Origin of the sequence: Comamonas suwonensis (assembly GCF_012844455.2) — a bacterium.
In the GTDB taxonomy this organism is placed as follows: Bacteria; Pseudomonadota; Gammaproteobacteria; order Burkholderiales; family Burkholderiaceae_C; genus Comamonas; species Comamonas suwonensis.
Window position 1 is genome coordinate 37,163 of sequence record NZ_JABBCQ020000010.1, and the last position, 18,482, is coordinate 55,644.

The 18,482-nt window shown below is 56.7% G+C and carries 14 protein-coding genes and 2 pseudogenes; 2 read left to right on the plus strand and 14 right to left on the minus strand.

Features of this window, described 5'->3' with window-relative positions; genetic code table 11:
- Positions 1-65 precede the first annotated feature (65 nt).
- The gene (locus HF327_RS12635) at positions 66-701 is read left to right on the plus strand and encodes a GntR family transcriptional regulator (RefSeq protein ID WP_198460507.1); all 636 of its coding nucleotides are present in this window, start codon (positions 66-68) and stop codon (positions 699-701) included.
- Between the two features lie 167 nt (positions 702-868).
- Positions 869-2,407 carry an MHYT domain-containing protein gene (locus tag HF327_RS12640; protein WP_198460508.1) on the plus strand — a complete coding sequence of 513 codons (1,539 nt, stop codon included), beginning with the start codon at positions 869-871 and terminating at the stop codon, positions 2,405-2,407.
- Positions 2,408-3,390: 983 nt separating this feature from the next.
- On the opposite strand, the pseudogene HF327_RS12645 reads toward HF327_RS12640, so the two are convergent.
- The 14 genes and pseudogenes from HF327_RS12645 to HF327_RS12705 form a co-directional block, all read right to left on the minus strand.
- Positions 3,391-3,561 (minus strand): annotated as a pseudogene (locus HF327_RS12645) (DUF1428 family protein); the annotation flags it as partial.
- A gap of 147 nt (positions 3,562-3,708) precedes the next feature.
- Positions 3,709-3,864: a tyrosine-type recombinase/integrase gene (locus tag HF327_RS22095; protein ID WP_236024172.1), complete on the minus strand. Its 156-nt coding sequence runs from the start codon at positions 3,862-3,864 to the stop codon at positions 3,709-3,711.
- Positions 3,861-4,523: a hypothetical protein gene (locus HF327_RS12650; RefSeq protein ID WP_236024173.1), complete on the minus strand. Its 663-nt coding sequence runs from the start codon at positions 4,521-4,523 to the stop codon at positions 3,861-3,863. The genes HF327_RS22095 and HF327_RS12650 overlap by 4 nt, the downstream gene beginning before the upstream one ends.
- 670 nt (positions 4,524-5,193) lie before the next feature.
- A complete protein-coding gene (locus HF327_RS12655; RefSeq protein WP_198460509.1) occupies positions 5,194-6,492 on the minus strand; it encodes a hypothetical protein in 1,299 nt (432 codons plus the stop codon).
- 278 nt (positions 6,493-6,770) lie between these two features.
- Positions 6,771-7,564, minus strand: a pseudogene (locus HF327_RS12660) (DNA adenine methylase).
- Between the two features lie 136 nt (positions 7,565-7,700).
- The gene (locus HF327_RS12665; protein ID WP_198460510.1) at positions 7,701-8,219 is read right to left on the minus strand and encodes a hypothetical protein; all 519 of its coding nucleotides are present in this window, start codon (positions 8,217-8,219) and stop codon (positions 7,701-7,703) included.
- Positions 8,219-9,199: a lysozyme family protein gene (locus tag HF327_RS12670; protein WP_198460511.1), complete on the minus strand. Its 981-nt coding sequence runs from the start codon at positions 9,197-9,199 to the stop codon at positions 8,219-8,221. The genes HF327_RS12665 and HF327_RS12670 overlap by 1 nt, the downstream gene beginning before the upstream one ends.
- An 82-nt stretch (positions 9,200-9,281) precedes the next feature.
- Positions 9,282-9,515, minus strand: coding sequence for a hypothetical protein (locus tag HF327_RS12675; protein WP_198460512.1), 234 nt, complete (start codon positions 9,513-9,515; stop codon positions 9,282-9,284).
- A complete protein-coding gene (locus HF327_RS12680; protein WP_198460513.1) occupies positions 9,512-11,398 on the minus strand; it encodes a hypothetical protein in 1,887 nt (628 codons plus the stop codon). The genes HF327_RS12675 and HF327_RS12680 overlap by 4 nt, the downstream gene beginning before the upstream one ends.
- Positions 11,398-11,793, minus strand: a complete 396-nt coding sequence (locus HF327_RS12685; protein WP_198460514.1) for a hypothetical protein — start codon at positions 11,791-11,793, stop codon at positions 11,398-11,400. The genes HF327_RS12680 and HF327_RS12685 overlap by 1 nt, the downstream gene beginning before the upstream one ends.
- On the minus strand, positions 11,790-13,199 hold the full coding sequence (locus tag HF327_RS12690) for a LamG-like jellyroll fold domain-containing protein (RefSeq protein ID WP_198460515.1): 1,410 nt from the start codon (positions 13,197-13,199) through the stop codon (positions 11,790-11,792). The genes HF327_RS12685 and HF327_RS12690 overlap by 4 nt, the downstream gene beginning before the upstream one ends.
- Complete coding sequence (locus tag HF327_RS12695) at positions 13,196-14,383, minus strand: hypothetical protein (protein WP_198460516.1); 1,188 nt, start codon at positions 14,381-14,383, stop codon at positions 13,196-13,198. The genes HF327_RS12690 and HF327_RS12695 overlap by 4 nt, the downstream gene beginning before the upstream one ends.
- A gap of 21 nt (positions 14,384-14,404) precedes the next feature.
- Complete coding sequence (locus tag HF327_RS12700; RefSeq protein WP_198460517.1) at positions 14,405-17,998, minus strand: hypothetical protein; 3,594 nt, start codon at positions 17,996-17,998, stop codon at positions 14,405-14,407.
- Entirely contained in the window at positions 17,995-18,480 is a 486-nt protein-coding gene (locus HF327_RS12705; protein WP_198460518.1) for a hypothetical protein, read from the minus strand. The genes HF327_RS12700 and HF327_RS12705 overlap by 4 nt, the downstream gene beginning before the upstream one ends.
- Between the last annotated feature and the right edge of the window lie 2 nt (positions 18,481-18,482).

Consider the following 18,482-nt stretch of genomic DNA (forward strand, 5'->3'; position numbering starts at 1 on the left):
TTTGCAGCAAGTGTACATGATTCATAATTATAAATTCAAAATTCTTACGCATATAATTGCCCGTAATGACGACCAAAATGCTTACACCCCTCGCGCTATATGAACAGGTCGCTGAGCAGCTGCGCCAACGCATCTTTCAGCAAGAACTGGAACCTGGCGCATGGATTGACGAACTCAAGATTGCCGAGGAATACGGCATCAGTCGCACTCCCCTGCGTGAAGCACTGAAGGTCCTTGCCGCTGAAGGTCTGGTGACCATGAAATTGCGCCGCGGTGCCTATGTGACGGAGGTTTCGCGCAAGGACATCTCGGACGTCTACCACCTGCTGAGCCTGCTGGAGGCGGATGCCGCCTCAGAAGTCGCTGGCAAGGCCACTGACGAAGAGCTGCAGCGCCTGCAGCAAACCCACGAAGAACTCAAACTGCATACGGCTAACGCTGAACGCTTTTTCGCACTCAACGAAAGCTTTCATATGCAGATTCTGGATATTGCCAACAATCGCTGGCGCAATCAGCTCGTGGCCGACCTGCGAAAAGTGATGAAACTCAACCGCCACAAATCGCTATTTAAGCAAGGCCGTATTGAAGATTCTCTGGCCGAGCACGATGCCATCATGCTGGCGCTGATACAACGCAAGCCACAAGTTGCCATGAACGCGGTAAAGCAGCATTTTTCCAATGGCCTGGAAGCTGCGATTTAAATGAGGCAACGGCTTGTGCGCCTCTATTCGTGAACAATCGTCTTTGGCAGACGTTTTTGAAGGCAGTCTAGGATTAATCCTACAAATTAAATAAATCGGATTACCTAATTTGTGCGATCCTAGGGAAAGTAACTGAATGTGCTTTCATTCTTTCAAGAAGACTATTCATGCAGGCACAATTTTTTTGGACTCCATCTTCTGATGCTCACTTGCAACAAGGCGAGCACGATCCCTTTCTAGTTTTGCTTTCCCTGGCTGTTTGCTGTATTGCTTCGGGTCAAGCATTACGCCTTGCGGCATTTGCACGTCTGGCCGTTACACCGCAGCTACGCTACTGGTCCATTGCGGGAGGCTCGCTGGCGCTGGGCACCGGAATCTGGGCCATGCATTTCATTGGCATGCTGGCCTATTCTTTGCATGGCCTTGTTCATTACGAGCTTTTATTGACAGTTCTCTCCATACTGCCCGGCATCGCGGCCTCAGCGGTTGCCCTCACCTTGCTGTCACGCAATGAACTTAGCTCCAAACAGTTGATGCTTGGCGGATTAATTGTGGGCGGTGGAATTGCCACCATGCATTACAGCGGCATGGCAGCCATGCGCATGCAGTCGCCATATCAATATTCCCCCTTCTGGTTTGCCGTTTCACTGGTGGTGGGCGTGGCGCTGGCTACGTTGGCACTCTGGGTGCATTTTGGCTTGCTGCGTTTCAGCGTCAAGCACGCCACGCTGAGAAAAACACTGGCAGCTCTCATCATGGGCGGCGCTATTGCAGGCATGCATTACATCGCCATGCTGGCGCTGCGGGTTACTGCCGATCACGGCAATCACAGCATCCCCCCCACCAATGACAAACTGATTCTTTCGCTGACCATTGCCCTGATCACTCTGGCGATTGGCGCCCTGATTGCACAGGCAAACGCTTTGATTCATTACCGCACGCACTGGCAAAAAGTGGACATGAATGAGGCCCGCCTGAGCGCCTTGGTCAATATGGCTGCTGACGGTATTATCTGCATTGACAGCAACGGCCGAGTTACCGATTACAACCCAGCGGCTGAAGCCATTTTCGGTTGGACTGCAGAGGAAGTGTTGGGGAAAAATGTGAAAATGCTCATGCCTGGGGCACTTTCCAGCCAGCATGATCATTATCTTGATCGGCATGAAGCAGGTCAGCGCAATGCTGCTCAGCCTCTGAAAAACAAAATTTCTGAAGTACTTGGTCAGAACAAGCAAGGCACCTTGGTTCCACTGCGTCTGGCATTAAGTCAGGCCGAAGCACGCGGACAGCGTATTTATGTGGGTCTGCTAACTGACTTGTCTGATAGCAAAAGAACAGAGCGCCAGTTGCATATTGCTTCCACTGTTTTTGACCATTCTTATGAAGGTATGGTGGTGCTAGATGCCAACCGCAAAGTGGTCGATATCAACCCGGCTTTTGAACGCATTAGCGGTCTTAGCCGCAAAAGTGCCAAGAACAAGGAATTCGTCAGTCTGTTTATTCAGGATGAGGAAGACAGGCAGTGGCGTGAAATCTGGACCGCAATTGGCCGTAACGGTCACTGGCAAGGCTCTTGTACCATGCGCCATGATAGCCATAGTCACCAGATTTCCTTAACCGCAGTACGTGACGAACAGCAGCGCCTGCATCACTACATTGCCGTTTGCTATCAGCGGGTTGATATTCCACTCAACGCTGTTAATTAAGCAACGCTAATCGGACATTATTTCATTTTTGTAGAACGCTATCATTCACGAAGCAGTAAGCGGCCTCCTTCTGAGGCTTAAGCGAATAAATCATCAAAGTGTGAGCGATGCACTCAGTCTGACTGATTAAACGGGAGATCCACTGAAAAAGCTTGACACGGACTGATACGGCTGCTCGCGAGCCCACTGGAGCCGGGCACTTGGCGCATCCAGCCTGCCTCAAGGTGCGGGAGCTGCCATATAGCGACCTAATCCATATTCATCGACCAGGCGATAACGTTGAAAGCCATGTCTATATTCTGGCGGACTCAGGTGTTTCGCTACTGCTCCAAGCATTTAAAAGAGCTTTGAGCGCTATTTGGCCCTGGCGGTTCCTGAGTTGCATGCGCAGGATCTGTGGCACTGTCTTCTCAAGATTTGAAATGTTTTGATCTCCGCTCCACGTATCTACGAGCGTGTGTGCTCCAAGGTGCAGGAAACGTTGATGTCTAGCCTAAATAAGCACGAGTTGTTTGAGGTGGCAGTTAAGAAAAGACTGGCGTACCCTCTGCGACCGAAAAGCGTTCCCTTTTTCAAATGGAGGCAAGCACCTCTGGCTCGTCCTCTTGGATACCGATGGCTTTAAGCAAACTTGTTGCCGAACCTTAGTAATTCCAGTTGGCGGACGCTCGCGTACAGCCATCAGCGCCAACGTGCGAATGACAATTGGCCTGATGAAAACTGCCGCACTCGCATCAAAGGCCGCATTAAAGAAGTCATCGTCACATCTACTGGCTGACGCCAGCCATGTGCGATGTGGTCCCGGAAATCGATCTGAGAGCGCTTCAAATAAGATTTGAGACGCTCTAATTAATTTATGTAAGTTACATTAAATAATTAAGCATGAGTAGCCAACAACACAATTTTTCTACTTCAATCCGTAAATGCATTGCTGCAGCGCGTCAATGACGCCTACCCCACACATCCGGCTCAAGCCTTAATGTTCACCCCCCAAAGATCATACGTTTGCCATCGAATGGCATTGGCGGGTTACCAAGGTTAGATGGATCCATTCGCGGGTCTTCCATCATCTTTTTCATGGCCGCGTCTCTCGTAGCCTTGTTCGGCCATTCAACCCACGAAAAAGCCACTGTTTCCTCAGCGGTTGCATGAAGACGGACAGCTATCGCTGTGCAGCAGACATTGGCCACCGAGGCACGAACGACAACAATGGGTCGAGAAGCGACGATCGCAAACAAGACGCAGTTGTTTGGAAATTACCGGCCATCAATGACCAGCTAATGTTTTTCATCCTCACCGCTTCAAGTCAGCTCAGGGACATCTGCTGGATCGAGGTGCGTGTAGATCTTCAAAGAAGCCCAAGACTCATGCAGCGAAAACTGCGCCACCTGCTCAATGCTGTAGCCACGCTCAAACAAACGACTGATGGCTTCATGCCGCAGATCCGGGATGTTCAAAAGCTTGCAAGCCCTCGTGAAGCTTGAGCTGATACTGCGATGGTTATAGGAAAAGCGCGAGCCTCCTGCTTGCCAAAGTACTCACTGAGCGCAGCCTCTTCCTCGGGCTTCAGGCGGCGTATGCGCCAGCGTGGCTTGGCAATGACCTTCAGCCGCAGCAACTCTTGTTTGGCGGCATCCAGTTCCTGCACCAGTTTGCTCATGCCATAGCGAGTGACAGACCCCAGGCAGGCCTGGCGCAGCCAGACGATGTCATTGAGTACGGTGGCCGGCCCGGCTTCCTCTTCGGTACGTCGCCACCTTGCATACTCGACAAAGTCAATGGCACGCAGATGCCGGGCATCCCGGTGCGCCAGCTTGGCCTTCTGCAGTCGGGCGATATCGGCCGTCTTGGACCGCCCCCATGCCACGATGCCTTTTGCATCGCTGACATAATCCTCCAGTATCTGCTTGAGAGTGACGTAGCCCTTGATTGGATCCCCGCTAGCCGTTGCTTTCTCTAGCTCGAACTCGCGTCGACGGATCCACTCTTGCGCCAGAGCCCGCTTCGTGAAGGTCTTGGACTCACCATGAAGATATTCACTGCCCTGCCGCACACGGACCTGTGCACGGCATGAAATCGAGCCATCTGCTCTCTTACGCTGAGTGATTGTTCCCATGCAAGGCACCCTGAAATTCGTGGTGCCTCAATGTAGCACCGAGAGCGGCACTTATAGGCAGAATCAGGCAAAACGAAGGCCTCAATCAAGGCACCAAAGCACAATTTTCATGCTATGAGCAACACGAATATCCAAGTAAATCAACAAATTACAAACATGTGGCGCATGAGCGTGGCGCCAATGATGGATGGGTTTTATAAAGTTGCAAGTTATTGATTAATAAAATATAAATTTAAATTTACTGTCATCCGTAGCACTATCGTAGGACTACATCAGTAAATTAACCTTTCCAGCCACTGATCGGACGGACAGCACAAGCTGAAAACGCCTCTGCGAACTGAGCCGTAAACGGCAAACAAGCCCCTACACCGCAAGGCATCGGGGCTTATCTTTGACTGAAATACTATTCAGAATCTTTCAGAGCAAACCCCGTCGTGGAATGCAGACCCCAGCTCACAGGACAGGTCGCTGAGATTTCATGTATACGTCAATGCCTAACATGGGCCACAAAGAGCGATCCATTACTTTCGTCGAAGCTATAAGAATTTATGCTTGCTGTGCAGCGATTGGCTCTCTTCAAGATCGAGGTATGGAAGACAGCTTTTATCTGGGTGGCTGTCATCGACAAATAAGCCTTTCCGATGAAAGAAAATATAAATTCATCTTGTAACTACTCCTTGAATGCATGCGTTGCTTCAATCCATTTAGTAGGTATCTCTCTACCCCATGCGATATAAAACGGTGCAAATGAAGGAAGGACTTCATTACGGGTAATCTCTGTTTTACCTAGATGAACCTCCTCATCTTGACGATGAATTTCAGCACTCAACCGCACTGGGTCCTCATATTTAGTTATCAAACTAGCTGTCAGATGTTCTTTTCTATTTGGATCATTCAAAGGATCACTCCAAAGCGCCCCTTTCTCACGTTTGTAAGACCAAACTTCTGAGATCATGATCACGCCATCGGCACTAATTTTGGCTGCGTCTGTGCCAAGCTGGCGCATCAGCACATATTTAGAAGCTTTATTCGAGAAGGCAAGCTCCGTTGTATAAATCACATCCCCATCTTTAAGGAAGATAACCATTGGTACGTGATGCCCATCGATAACAATCATCTTTTTAGCTATTTCAAATAATTGCACCAATTTGTTCTCAAGACTTCCTTTGGATAAAGCTTCAAAAGCGACTTTATCAATCCCATACTTATCCGCTGCAACTTGCAATTCTTCTTGGGTTGCTTCTACTTTGACGGAGCCGAACTTCATCGGGCTTCCAGACTCGATATGCAGATGAAGTGTGCGAACTTGGCTTGAAGCGAGCATGCAGGATAAACAACCACTGTTAGTCGGCAAAGGTTCTTGGCAGTGCATAGTCGCATGGCTGAAGTGGAAAGGATCAAGGCCCAAAACTGCATGAGCATCCTTTACCAAACCATCTATACGGCCGTAGGCAATAGCTAGCGCATCAAGCAACTCGTGTTCTGGCAAACTGTTCTCAACCCAACGACGCTGAATACGTAGAACTCCATGTTTCCCCACATGACTCGCCTCTGCAGTCGTAAGTGAGGTTTGCAACAACATTCCCTTGCTTTCAAATAGCTCTGCGGGTACTTGCCAGCTTGGCCCTTCGTCGTAATAAGACGCAAGAATTTCAGCCTTAATAACGCTGAATGTCTCTAAGTCCCCTTGCTTCTCGATCATATTGCGAGCATCCACCATCCAACGCATTAAGGGGTCTTGCCGAAGTTTTTCTTGCCATGCCCCATACCAAATGTCGAAATTTTGAAACAACCGTTTGTGGCTTTGTATTAGGAACGTGACTGTGCGTAGAGTTTGAATCGCAGTCTGGATTGATGAGCGAAATAAGTCTGGGTCAAAGTAATGACTCTCCGCTTCATGCCAATAGCGATGAACTGCTGCCAGCCTTCGATCTATCGCTAATAACGGACACGCGTGACTCGTAGCCATCGATGACATCCTTACTTCTCCTTTTTCTCAACTAAATCAATCACTTTAACGCTAAAAAACAACTTCAATCCTAGGAGCGGCCATGCATCTTTTCGATGAGTACCTGAAGACCCCCCCCCGAGGTCTTTGATTTCTCCAACTACTCGCCATATCTAGAAATGAGGCTATGGCTCACTGAGGATTGCGAACCCTAGGTTTGGGTACATCAACAAAAAAGGCCTCCTCGGTGCCCAAACACCAGGGAGACCTTTTAGGCTTTCGCTCAATCTAGACTGCGCTTAGAACAAACCCACTGGCTCTGCACTCACATCCCAGCTGCTGTAAACCAACTCCATACGCGCCGCTGCCTTCCCTCCTCCGGCAACCGTATAGTTGATCGGCACCTCCTCAACGTGAAAGTCTTTGAAGCATTCCCGGATTGCAGGATGGTCGTTGATGCTCAGGACGGCTTTGCCTTGCAGATTCCGCAATATCTCTGCCATTGCCAGATACTCCTCCCACTCGAACGGGACGCCGTAGCCTTCAGTTTCCCAGTACGGCGGATCGAGATAGAACAAAGTGTGTGGGCGGTCGTAGCGCCTGATCACCTCTTTCCAATCTAGGCGCTCGATGTACGCACCATGCAGGCGAAGATGAGCGGCGCTAAGGTCTTCCTCTAACCGCAGCAGGTTGACCGTCGGGGCCGCCGTAGTGGTTGCCGTCCCCCAAGACTGGCCCTGTACTTTTCCTCCAAAGCACTGTTGCTGCAGATAGTAGAACCGAGCCGCGCGCTCGATGTCCGTCAAGGTCTCCGGCCTGGTGATCTGCAGCCACTTGAAAACCTCACGGCTGGACAAAGCCCACTTAAATTGTCGGACAAACTCCTCAAGGTGTTTCTGCACCACTCGGTAGAGGTTGACCAGGTCACCATTGACATCGTTGATCACTTCCACCTCAGCAGGGGCCGCATGAAATAAAGGGCTGCACCGCCAGCGAACACTTCGCAATAACATTTGTGAGCAGGAAACCTAGGAATGATGAAGTCTGCCAAGCGACGCTTGCCGCCGATCCACGGAATGATAGGGCTTGCCATGATGGGCTCCAGAGTTGATACACTGCGCCCCGCCTGTACAGGTGGACGGGGCCTTGGCTGGGCACACAGGCGCGATCTGTGGGTTCGGTGTCAGTGGTGGTGTTAGCGCACCTCCGCTGACGCTCCGTTCTTTTTTTCAGTCGGCGGTCAATGAGCGCTCGATCTGCACTTGCCGGCTGAGCAGCACTACTTCGTCGTCTCGCCTTGCAAGATCGCCTCGGAGTCTTGCAACCACTTCGACGCCCTCGACAATGTGGCGGTCGTAGGCTTCAAGTCGATCTGCAAGATCGCTGCCGGCAGCGGCGTTGGCTTGGGCTTGCGCGCGATAGGTTGCGGCCCGTCGCTCGGCATCGAGCCGCAGGCGCTCAGCGCGATCGAGATCAGCGCGCAGCTGAGCATCGCGGCCAGGTTGTTTTTGCGTGAATTCATCGCTTGCTTTCTGGGTGTCGGCGGCATGCTGCCGCTCTCGGTTTCCAGTTTCTTTTTCGGATTTGAGGCCTGTCTGAGCCTGGTCTTTGGCCGCATTGGCGACGGCCAGCTGCAGCACCTGATGAGCGCGCTGCTCAGAATGCAGGCGCAGGGTCTGCCAGGCCAGCAGCCCCACCAGCACGTAACACAGCCAGCGCAGGCCGTTGGCCTTGAGGTAGTTGCGCATCACACCCCCAGCATCTCGACGTATTTGGCTCGCCGCGACTGCAACGGGACCGTGTTGCGAACATGACCACGGTTCACGTCATAGGCGCTTTGACCGTAGCCCTGCCATTTCTCGCGGCTCTTGACGCTGTGCATCTCCACATGACCAAACCATTTATTGGGGTTGCAGCCAGGTGTCATGCCGCAGAGCTTGCGGTCTTGCTGCAAATGCGCCCAGCCGCCGTTGTAGGCAGCGCCGCACATCGCCACGCGGGTGAGATCATCAAGGCCAGGGGTCAACCTGGTCAGGTTTGCATCACAGTTGCGCAGCTTGACGATCGCAGCACGCACATTAAGGTCCGCGCGCTGGTAAACCGTCTCCCAACTCAATTCTTCCAGCGCCTTCGGGGCCAAGAGCTTCACCTCGGCCAGCGCATCAAAGCGCAGTGCGCCGGCAGCCGTCCAGGCCCGCGTGAACTGGGTCAGACCACCGCCCTCCTCGCGCGAGGTCTTGAGCTGGGCCGTGGTGCTCCAGCACATGCGATGCGACAGGCTCGGGCAGCTCTCCTGCTCGATCAGCGCCCCCAAGTAGCTGCGCCGGGGCATGTCGGCCCAGTGCTGCTCGATCTCGCTGACCACCATCGGGGCCAGCGCACGGGCGCGCTGGATGCCGGCAGGCTCCGCCGCATTGGCAAACTGCGTCATGCTGGCCCACACGATCGCAATCACCATGGCAGAGCGCAGCAGGCACAGCGCCAGGAAGGAAAGCCCAGCACCAATCGGATGCTCCAGCGACTTCTGCCAGGCCTCACGCCCGTTGGCGTAGTCCGCCATGGCCTTGCTGGCCGAGAGCGCGATCGACACGGCAACCGCCGTCCAGGACAACCACAGAAGCCGCACCACCGGCTCACGCCAGCCATTCGGTCCCATGGCATTGAGCACAATCACCACCACGGGCAGCACCAGGACTGCCCACCAACGCCAACGCTTGATCGGGTTCATAACCCCTCCTCTCTTCTACGGACACAAAAAAGCCTGCCGGTGTTGCCACGGGCAGGCACTTAAAAACTCGAAAACGATGCGGCTAGATCTCAGCCCTCACATAGGTGAGATTGGGTGCGCGCTCCACGATCTCCGCGTCGCGTACAAACACCGCCTGGTCGACAGGGGCTGCGATAGGGTTGCTGACCATCACCCGCACACCACCGGGGTACTCGATCTGGGCCTGGTTGCCGACCAGGGCCTTGACCGTGGCAAACAGCTTGGGAGACTGCCGCTGCAGGGCCTGCAGGCGCAGATACAGATTGATGGGAGTCATTGAAAGCGGTCCACGGTCAGGGTTTGGGTGAATTCGGGCATGTTTTCGTCCAGGGATAGATGGCGCACCAGGCCGCGCCATGTCTCGCCAGGCTCCTGCACTTCAATCAAGTAACCAGGCAGGATCAAGCCCGGAGCCGTGCCGCCCGTGATCAGGGGCACGCTGACTTCCTGCCGCCAGCGCAATGCAGAGTCGGCCAGCGGCACGATGCCGCGCTGGCGCACGGCGATCACGTCGGTCATCAGCGGATCTGTGATCTGGGCAGCCAGCAGATCGCCAGCGGTGCCGGCGCGCACAATCTGGCCCACCACGCCGCCCGCAGCGGAGCCAGACACATAGACGGCATTGCGCAGCTCCTGCTCCAGATCCGTCAGCGTGTCCTGCACGATGATCTGCCCTGGCATGACCACATCCGGCACCACCGTGGCCCAGCTCCAGGGCAGTGCTTTGTACTCAGGCACCAGCTGCAGCACCGGCTCGGTGCGATGACTGCGAACCACGGCACCGGCTGCCTCGGCAATGCGCTTGATGACCGACAGTGGCGTGCCCGTGTGCGACCAGGCAGCAGCCGGCACTTGCCAGTCTTCAGCGGCCCAATCAAGCGTAATGCCTGTGTTCTGCAGCGCCTCGCTGGCAATCTGCTGCACAGACATCTGGCTGCTGATGCTCCAGGCCTTGGAGCGCCAGAAGCTCTCACCGATCAGGGACGTAACGCTCTGGCCGGATACGGAGGCCTGCCAGCCGTCAAAGCTGCGCGAGCGCACAGGCCGCTTGACCGCGAACACCCAATCGATACCGTTGATGGTGAGCCGGATCTGCTTGGGCACCCCACCCTGCGGAGCCAGAAGTTCTACCAGGTCAACAGGGCCAGAGGCAGACAGCGTCCAGCCGAAGCCATCATCACCGCTCTCGATACGCACACCCGTCAGCGGCACCGGAGCGCCGGAGGGCAGCAGTACTGCATTGGATTGATAGACAAGCATGTAGACCTTCAATAGGGGAATGACAAACTGCGAACCCGGCTCCGGCGTGGACTGGCAGCAGTAAAAAACAAGGTCTGCCGAAGCAGACCAGGACTTACAGAACACCAGCTTGATCGGGCCGCCCACCAGCTGCTCATAACAGCCTGGGTTTTCCGGCTCGGGCGGTTGGGTCTGCGACTTGCCCGCCGGCGGCCTCATGGCCTGCTGATAGCGCCCCTCAAATCCCCGATACAGCGGCACCGATGGGCCTGCACTCGTGGTGAGCTGGTACTGCAGGCCCATCGCATCCTGTGCCGTTGCCTCCAGCATGCGGCGACGATCGCGCAGGCTTTCCTGAAACCGCACTGCCCAACCGGCCCGGACGGGCGCGGCATCCTGGGCCGAAGCCTGTAGAGCCAAGCGCACGCCTTGAGCCTCTTGCCAGCGGGCCTGGGTTGCTGCACCAGGCAGAGGCCGCGCCTGCTGAAACCTTCCCTGCATGGCCATCCCTTGCCGCTGGCCGTCCTGCCAGGCAACACCGAACTGCTCTTGCAAGGGCTTGGCGTCCTGCGCGGTCGACATCCAGCCTGCAGGCATTGCATCGGTTTCCTGCCAGCCCGTCGTCCAGCCCTGCACCACAGGCTGCGCCTGCTGTGCTGGAGCGGCGACCTCGGCCACCACAGGCCGGGGCGTGTCGGTGTTGTAGTGCACGACCGCACTGCAGCGCACACCCGGCATACGGCCAGTTACGACCAGATCCTTGCGTACATGCACCAAAGACCGGACCCGCAGACCCGGCATGCGCGCGGCAACGACCAAGGCCGCATTGGGCACCTGCCCGCCGCCATCATCGCCAAACACCAGCTCGACCGGGTTGCCGGTCTTGAAGGCGCGGTTAAAGATCAGGTCGACGGCGGCCATCAGTCGACCCTTGTCTCGCCCAGGATGGCCTTGCCACCCGCATAGAGCTGGGTGCCGTTGCTGCCCAGCAGCTTGAAGTGCCCAGCTCCTGCCTCGTCCGTAACCAGGCCGCGACCGATGAGCTGGCCGTCGCTGGTGCTCCAGATGCCCGAGGCGGCCTGACCGCTAACCAGAATCATGTCGCCGCCGCCATTGGCCTGGGTCAGCAGCAGGTGGCCCGGCTCGGTGATCTGCCCGCAGGGCTTTGTCAGGGTCAGTGTCACCAGCAGCTGCTCGGCGGCGTCATAGAGTGCAATGCGCGATGCGTCTGGGCCGGAGTCGGCAAAGGCCAGTGTGGCCTGCAGGCGGGCCAGAGCGTGGGCTGCGGAGATCTCGAATTCGGGCAGATTGCTCATGGCATGACCTCTGCCATCTGGTTGTTGGCCACCGTGGAGAACTCCTGCAGCTCATGGTCCCAGGCGATCACATCCCACTCGTAGCGCGCGTTGATTTCCCGAAACTCATAGGAGCCATCGGCCTTGCTCCAGGTCTCGCGGGCCAAGTAGCCATCCACGCTGCGATGCAGGCGCACGCGGCGCGCTACGGCCACATTTGCGGACGTGGTTTTGCGTGACACCGTGCCGTAAATACGGCCACGCCCCCCGAACTCAGCATCCAGCAGATTGAGGGCGCGGTAGTTATGCACCTGCATCGAACCTCGCACCACCTCGCTCTGCAATGCCACCCGCGAGCGCGAGACATGCGTGCCAATTCGCGGACGCCGTAAACGACCTCCACCTGTAAGCGGAATTTTTCTGAGCGGCTCAAATGCTTGGCTCACCCGTGCTGCACCGTTGGTAATGCGCACATAGTCGATATCGCCAATAAAGTCATAAGCACCATTACGGCTTGCGACCTGGGCTCCGATAGACAACGCAGTCGTGTTGTCTGCAAGTACGCGACTAAATGAAGCAATGATCGGAGCATCTTCATCCACAAACGCCACCAGCTCATTACCACGACGTTCAACCAATATGTCGTGATATTTCCCGTCCGCGAGGTTTCTCGAACCTAGGACGTAGTAGCCCTCGAAGTACCACTTGAGAAGCCCGTCAACAAGCGACAACTGCCAGGTCCCAGAGCTTTGGTATTTGTCAATCAAGACAATTTCGCCCAATTTACTGGTCTTAAAGCGCATCTCAATCGTCCAGTTTTTACCCGACAGATTCAGATCAGGGGTGCCAGCGGTTGTGAGATATGAACCTGTTTCTGCGAATCGAAACGTGCGACCATCGACAGCGTCAGCACTCGCCACCTCAGACACTGCCCCCTGCGCAACCCAAGTGCGAACAGCTGACGGGCTACGCTCTCTAATGCCCGAGCCGTCCGACCACAGCAGTACCGGCACTATTTCTATGAACGGATCACCACGCTCCAGCAGCGGCCCAAGACCTTCAGTCGACACATCGATTCCGTTGATATTCCAGGTCGGATCACCCGCACCGTATATCGTGACCCTGCATGGCGATGTAGCAGGCGCAAGCAGACCCAACTTGATTCCGCCAATCTGCACTGCATCAGCAAACAGATACTCGATGTAGAAACCCGGTGACAGCACATCTGCCCTTGCAAACGCACAGGTTTGAGCAAGGTCTTCATTCTGTAGATTTGCGAGTGCTCCGACCACGGGCGCGTGGCTGCAGGAAAAGCTGGCATTGAGGTCAATGCGGCCCAGAGTCTCATCAAACAACTGCAACGCGGCTAGGTGCAAGTCTCCAGTGCCTTCGATTTCAAAACCCTGCAATCGAATGCGGTAGCTCATTCGACCCTCCATGGATCTGTTGCATCAAAAAATGCGAGGCCGTTATTCATGGAGGAAGGAGAGCCAATGCTGATCGACAACAGTTGCTTCCCCAAAAACTCACCCTGGCCATCTGTAAACCGTATGTCAAAACCGAGGGCTGCCGCTACACCGCTTTGTAGGCAGTGATATGCGCCTGGCATCACACCTCGGGGACCGCTAGACCAGCCAGCGTCCGAGATTGGAATTTCTGACAGATGCAAGCCGTTATTTGCGCGCGCTGGAAATGCGCCAAACGGACCTTGGTAACCCGAGATACCACCACTCAGCACATTGCGCGATGTTTGCTGCCCCGCGCCCAGACCTGTTGACGCACGCTGCAGCGATGAACCAGCAGAGCTGTCATCTTGAAAGATGCAACCTTGAATACTGTTCCAAGTGTCGACTGAAGCACCACTCAGAAAACCGCACCATGCATCCCCACTTCGATGACTCTTGATGTCGCCAAAGTACCGACTAACAAGACCATAACCACCACATGTAACCGCCGTAATACTCGAATCGTTGTATGGTGTATTTACGAAATAGAAACCACGCGAATCCCCGATCAGCAGCCAGTTGCGCGGGGTTGACGCAGCTACCGGGGATTTCGTCCAGTAGTAGCCGCCGGCGACTGTCAGCGGCGATACAGCAAGTCCCGTGTCGATGTCTGTCATGGACTCGTACATCTGCACCCGCGCTGCAGTTGGATTGGAGTCATCGACTCGGAAGAATGCCCTGGTTCCCGAAACATCTTTCGAGCGAAAGACTGCTTTTGTTGTCGTGCCGGGGAACGCTTCTTCAAAGCCCAGCGGGGCCATCTTGAAGTTGATTGCGCCTGTAACCGACCCATCTGGCAGATCCGTTTTAAATTCCACCCAACCGCTCGCCACTGCAGTGATACGCTGCTCGCCGTTGAGCGCAGCGGGCGAAGCACCAGCAATAAGAATCACGGAGTGAAACTCTGCAGCGCTCTTGCCACTAGCAAAATTCAGTCGACAGACTCCATTACTGATCATGGCTGAATCCACAGCTTTCAGGCCCCACCCCGTGACCAAGAAAGCGCGCAGCACGCCAAGCAAAGCGCCTGCGGTAGCACTGATTGCAGGCGCGCCTGTCATTCTGCTGTATGCGTGCTTGACGCTGGTATCGACTACAGATGCCATATCTCTCTCCAGATTTCAATATCAGTTGGACTGCGGGCGGTTCACATCGCCGCGCGCAAGAATTGAGAAGTTGTGCTCGATGCCGCTTTCTGGACCTGGCTGGATCGTGCGCACAACCCAGAATGGGTACAGCGCGCCCACGGTGTTCATGCGCAGGATGTTTCCGATCGCCCAGCCGCTGCCCCAGCCAAGCGGATCGATCGTGAAATAAGGCTTGCCCGTGGCCGGGTTGAGCGGCGAGCAGACCGCATTGATGTCGCCTGTAGCAATCACGCCCACATGCTCGCCAATCACCCTGAATTGGCTGGTCGAGGTGAACTCCAGCACCCAGCGCTCGGTACTGCCGCCTCCGTTGGTGATCTCAATGGGCGAGACGCCCTGGTCGTACTTAGCGGGCGGTTCTTGCCCCATAAGCGCGTCAGACCATGCGTTGTCGATCCAAGTCTTTTGCGCAAATGCCAGGCTCACACGGGCTCGGCGGTCGCTGGCCTGCAGCGCGCTGGACACATAGCTGCCGTCCTTGGGGTAGTCGTGGGTCAAGGCCCGGTTGAAGGTGATCTCGCCCGAGATCTGCACATCTGTGGCCGTGGCCATGTCCTCAATGCGATCCTCAATCGTCACCGGCATGGTTATGGCGGACACGTCGGTAAAGGTGAGCAGCCCAGCCTCCAGGTCGACGGAGTAGCCGGTATTCAGGGTCTTACCGTTCGCATCCCTCACCACCACGCGGGACAGGCGCACACGGGCCAGATTGATGATCTGGCCATTGCTCACCACCAGCTGGCTGCTTGTCTTGGTGTGACCCACAACGCACAGCGAGCCTGAGCGAAAGATCGGCACCTTGCCATCGCTGGGCAGGCGCACTGGGTCAATGCCAATGATGTCGGCATTCATGGGCAGATAGGCATAGGCCACCGCCGCATAGCGCAAAGCACTCGCAACCACCGGCTGGGGTTTAAAGATCTTGCCGTCGGGCTGGACATTGGCCGCGTCATACCAAGGCTCAGCTTCATTGCCCACCGCCACGACCAAGCTACCGAAGCCCAGACGCACCAGGCCAGTTTCGTAGTCCACCGTACCGACCACGCCGGGAGCCGTGATGGTGCCGTCAATGCCTGCGCTGACGTTCTGCGAGCCACCCGAAGCTCTGGGCACCTGCACCGTAAGGGAACCAGGACGCAGAGGAGCTGCTGCCGTGCGAAACACATAGGCGCTGGAAATGGCATCGCCCAAAGTGGTGGTGCACCCCGCTCGACGCAGCTGGTTGGCATTGCCAGGCGTCCACGAGGTCAGGCCCACGCGGCCCGTGGCGTAGTTGATGCTGCCGCGTGTCACAAACCCGGCTGACGTCAGCACCCGCATCAGACCCCTGCCGTCATCACTCCATGGCTGACCGCTGGCGGGCATGAGCAGCACGGAGCCAGGAACCACTGGAGCCTGCACGCCCGTGACCAGGTCAAACTCAGGTGCAAACGTGACCTGCAGCGTGCGGCGTGTGGAGCTGCCCGTGGTGCGAAACCGGATCTTGACGTAGCCGCTCTCATCGTTGGGATAGATCGAGGGAGCGCTCAGGTACTCGATGCCCTCATAGTTCAGGCGGTACTTGGCGACCTCGCCCGAGAAGCCGCCACCGCTGACCTGGCTGGACGAATAGACCGGCTTCGGGATCTTGATGACCACATCGGGATTGAAGTCCACCGCGCCCGTCGCATAGGTCACAGTACCGACCTGTAAGCCATTGAGCATCAGCTTGCCAGCGCCGTCATCGCGAGCGATCTGGGTGGGGTCGACCAGCGTCACGCCCATTTCTCTCAGTTGCTCACGGGTATAAAGGCCCAGCACGGCCTGATCGGTCAGGGTGTTCCACTCCACCTCGACCGTATAGGGAACCAATGCCCCCTGGCCCGCCGAGACTGCCAGGCGGCCCTGGCCGTTGCGGGACGGGTGCTGCAGGTTGACCTCGACCGCAGGGGCCGTGTCGACAGTGACATCGAGCACCGTGCCCACGGCAGGCAGCAGCTTGGGCGCAAACAGCACTTCGGAGCGACCGACACGCACCTCTCCCGTAGCATCGCCTTGCAGCTGCCAGGCTGCGGTGGCTGTAGCCGTTCGCTGGGTCTGGCCGTCCATCCATGCGATGGAGAAGGCGCCCGGATACAGCGCCTGGCCCGCAGGCAGAGCCAGCGCAATGGTCTGGCTGATCAGCAGGTCGGCGGCAGGCTGGACGGTTTCCTGCGTGGGCACGCCCCAGTGCTGGACGATGGAGCTGCCCACATCGGGCAAAGCACCCAGGGTGATGACAAAGCCACCGGTCTCAGCGCTATAGGTGCCAGCGCCATAGCTAGAGTCAGTGCCACGAAGTGCGCCGTCGCCGGCATCCGAGAGCACATACCAGCGGCCCTGCGCCCGATAGCTGAAGCTCAGCGTGCCGCGAGCCGGCAGCGGCGTGATAAACCCCGTATAGCTCTGGCTGCGGTTCTCCGCCGTGATGCGGATCTCGCTGGACTGCGGCATGCGCTGCATGTAAGCAGCCGGGCGGTAGCTGATGGTCTTGCTGCCGTCATAGTTGCCCGAGCTGGAAGTAATGACGCCGTTGGCGTAGTCGACCAGACCGATCTGCTGGGTGCCCGACATCAGAATGCCACCCTTGTCGGTCAAGGTCACTCCGCCCACCACGATGGAGAGAGACCCCGGCAGGCAGCCACCGGGCAGAGCCAGGCTGGTGGTGGTGTTCCAGGTCTGAGCGGTGCTAAAGGTCACGGCCTCAGCCGCAGAAATCGGAAAGCCTGCCGCTGCATAAGGAATGGTCGCGGGGATAGGCGTCTCACTCTGGGCCGAGGGCACGATCTGGGTCATGATCGTCTTGGCGATGATGGTGAAATCGCCCAGGGCGGCAGCCTTCTTCAAAGGCGCGACGCCCACATAGCTGCCCGCATCTGCCACCACCGTGTCGCGCAAGCGGACGCTGTTGGCCTGGCGCGTGAACTGGCGGCTGGCCGGGGAACCGATGAAGCCGTAACGCAGCGCATCCGAGATCTCGACAGAGACAATCACTGCCTTGTAGTCTTTGTCCGTGTCATAGGTGAAGGAGCGCTCCACGCTGGTCACGCGAATGGCGCGGACATATTGAATCTGCTCGTTGACCAGCCCCTCATTGCCCACCAGCACCAGGGTCTTGCCCACGGCGGGAAGCTCGGTGCCGGGGCGCTGGAAGATCTGAATGACGCGTTGGCCCTGGATGTGATCCTCATAGAGGTAGCCCGCCCACTCCGGCCCTTTGTTGAGGTAAGCCTCCAGCCGGGCCTGCGCCTGGGCGCGGGTGTCATAGACGCCGCCCGTGGCAAACAGGGTGATGGAGATATTGGGATCTTCGGGAGGCTTTGCCACGATGACATTGCTGCCCTGGTAGGTGTCGCGGTCGTCGGTGTCCACGCCTACAGACAGTTGACGCATGTTGGCGCGACCCAGGGCGCGGTCCATCTCGGAGATGTCCGGCATGATGGCGTTCTCTTGACCGGACTCGATCACGACCGTGGACGGCCCGCCGCCGCCCTCAGGTACATCGTCCATGACTCGGCTGGCATGCAGCTGGATGTCGCCTTGTTTGATACTCATTGTTCGCCTGCTTCCAGAAAGCGCAGCACCAGGCTGCCGTAATAGTCGTCGTCCTGCTTGTCGCTGAAGTCAATGACGGATTGCATGCCGAGCGCTCGCGTCTCGTCGGCATCACCATGGTCAAAGACCACGCTGAAGGTTTCACCCCGGATATCCAGCTCCAGACGCAAGCCGGGCACATTGCCCCATTGCTTGATCTGTTTGAGAGCGCGGCGCTCTATCCAGGCGCTGCCGCCCTCGCCCTGCAGGGTGATGCGCTGGCCGCCTTGCAACTGCATGGCGCTGATGATCAGCGTGCCAAAAGCGCTGCGCTTGCTGCGCTGGCCGCCTTGCAACTGCATGGCGCTGATGATCAGCGTGCCAAAAGCGCTGCGCTTGCTGCGCTGGACCACATTGGAGGCCGTCAGTTCGTCCACCCAAATCAAATCGGGCGGCAGGTCCAAAGCCACACCGCCCGATGTCAAAATGATTCGATCGCTCATAG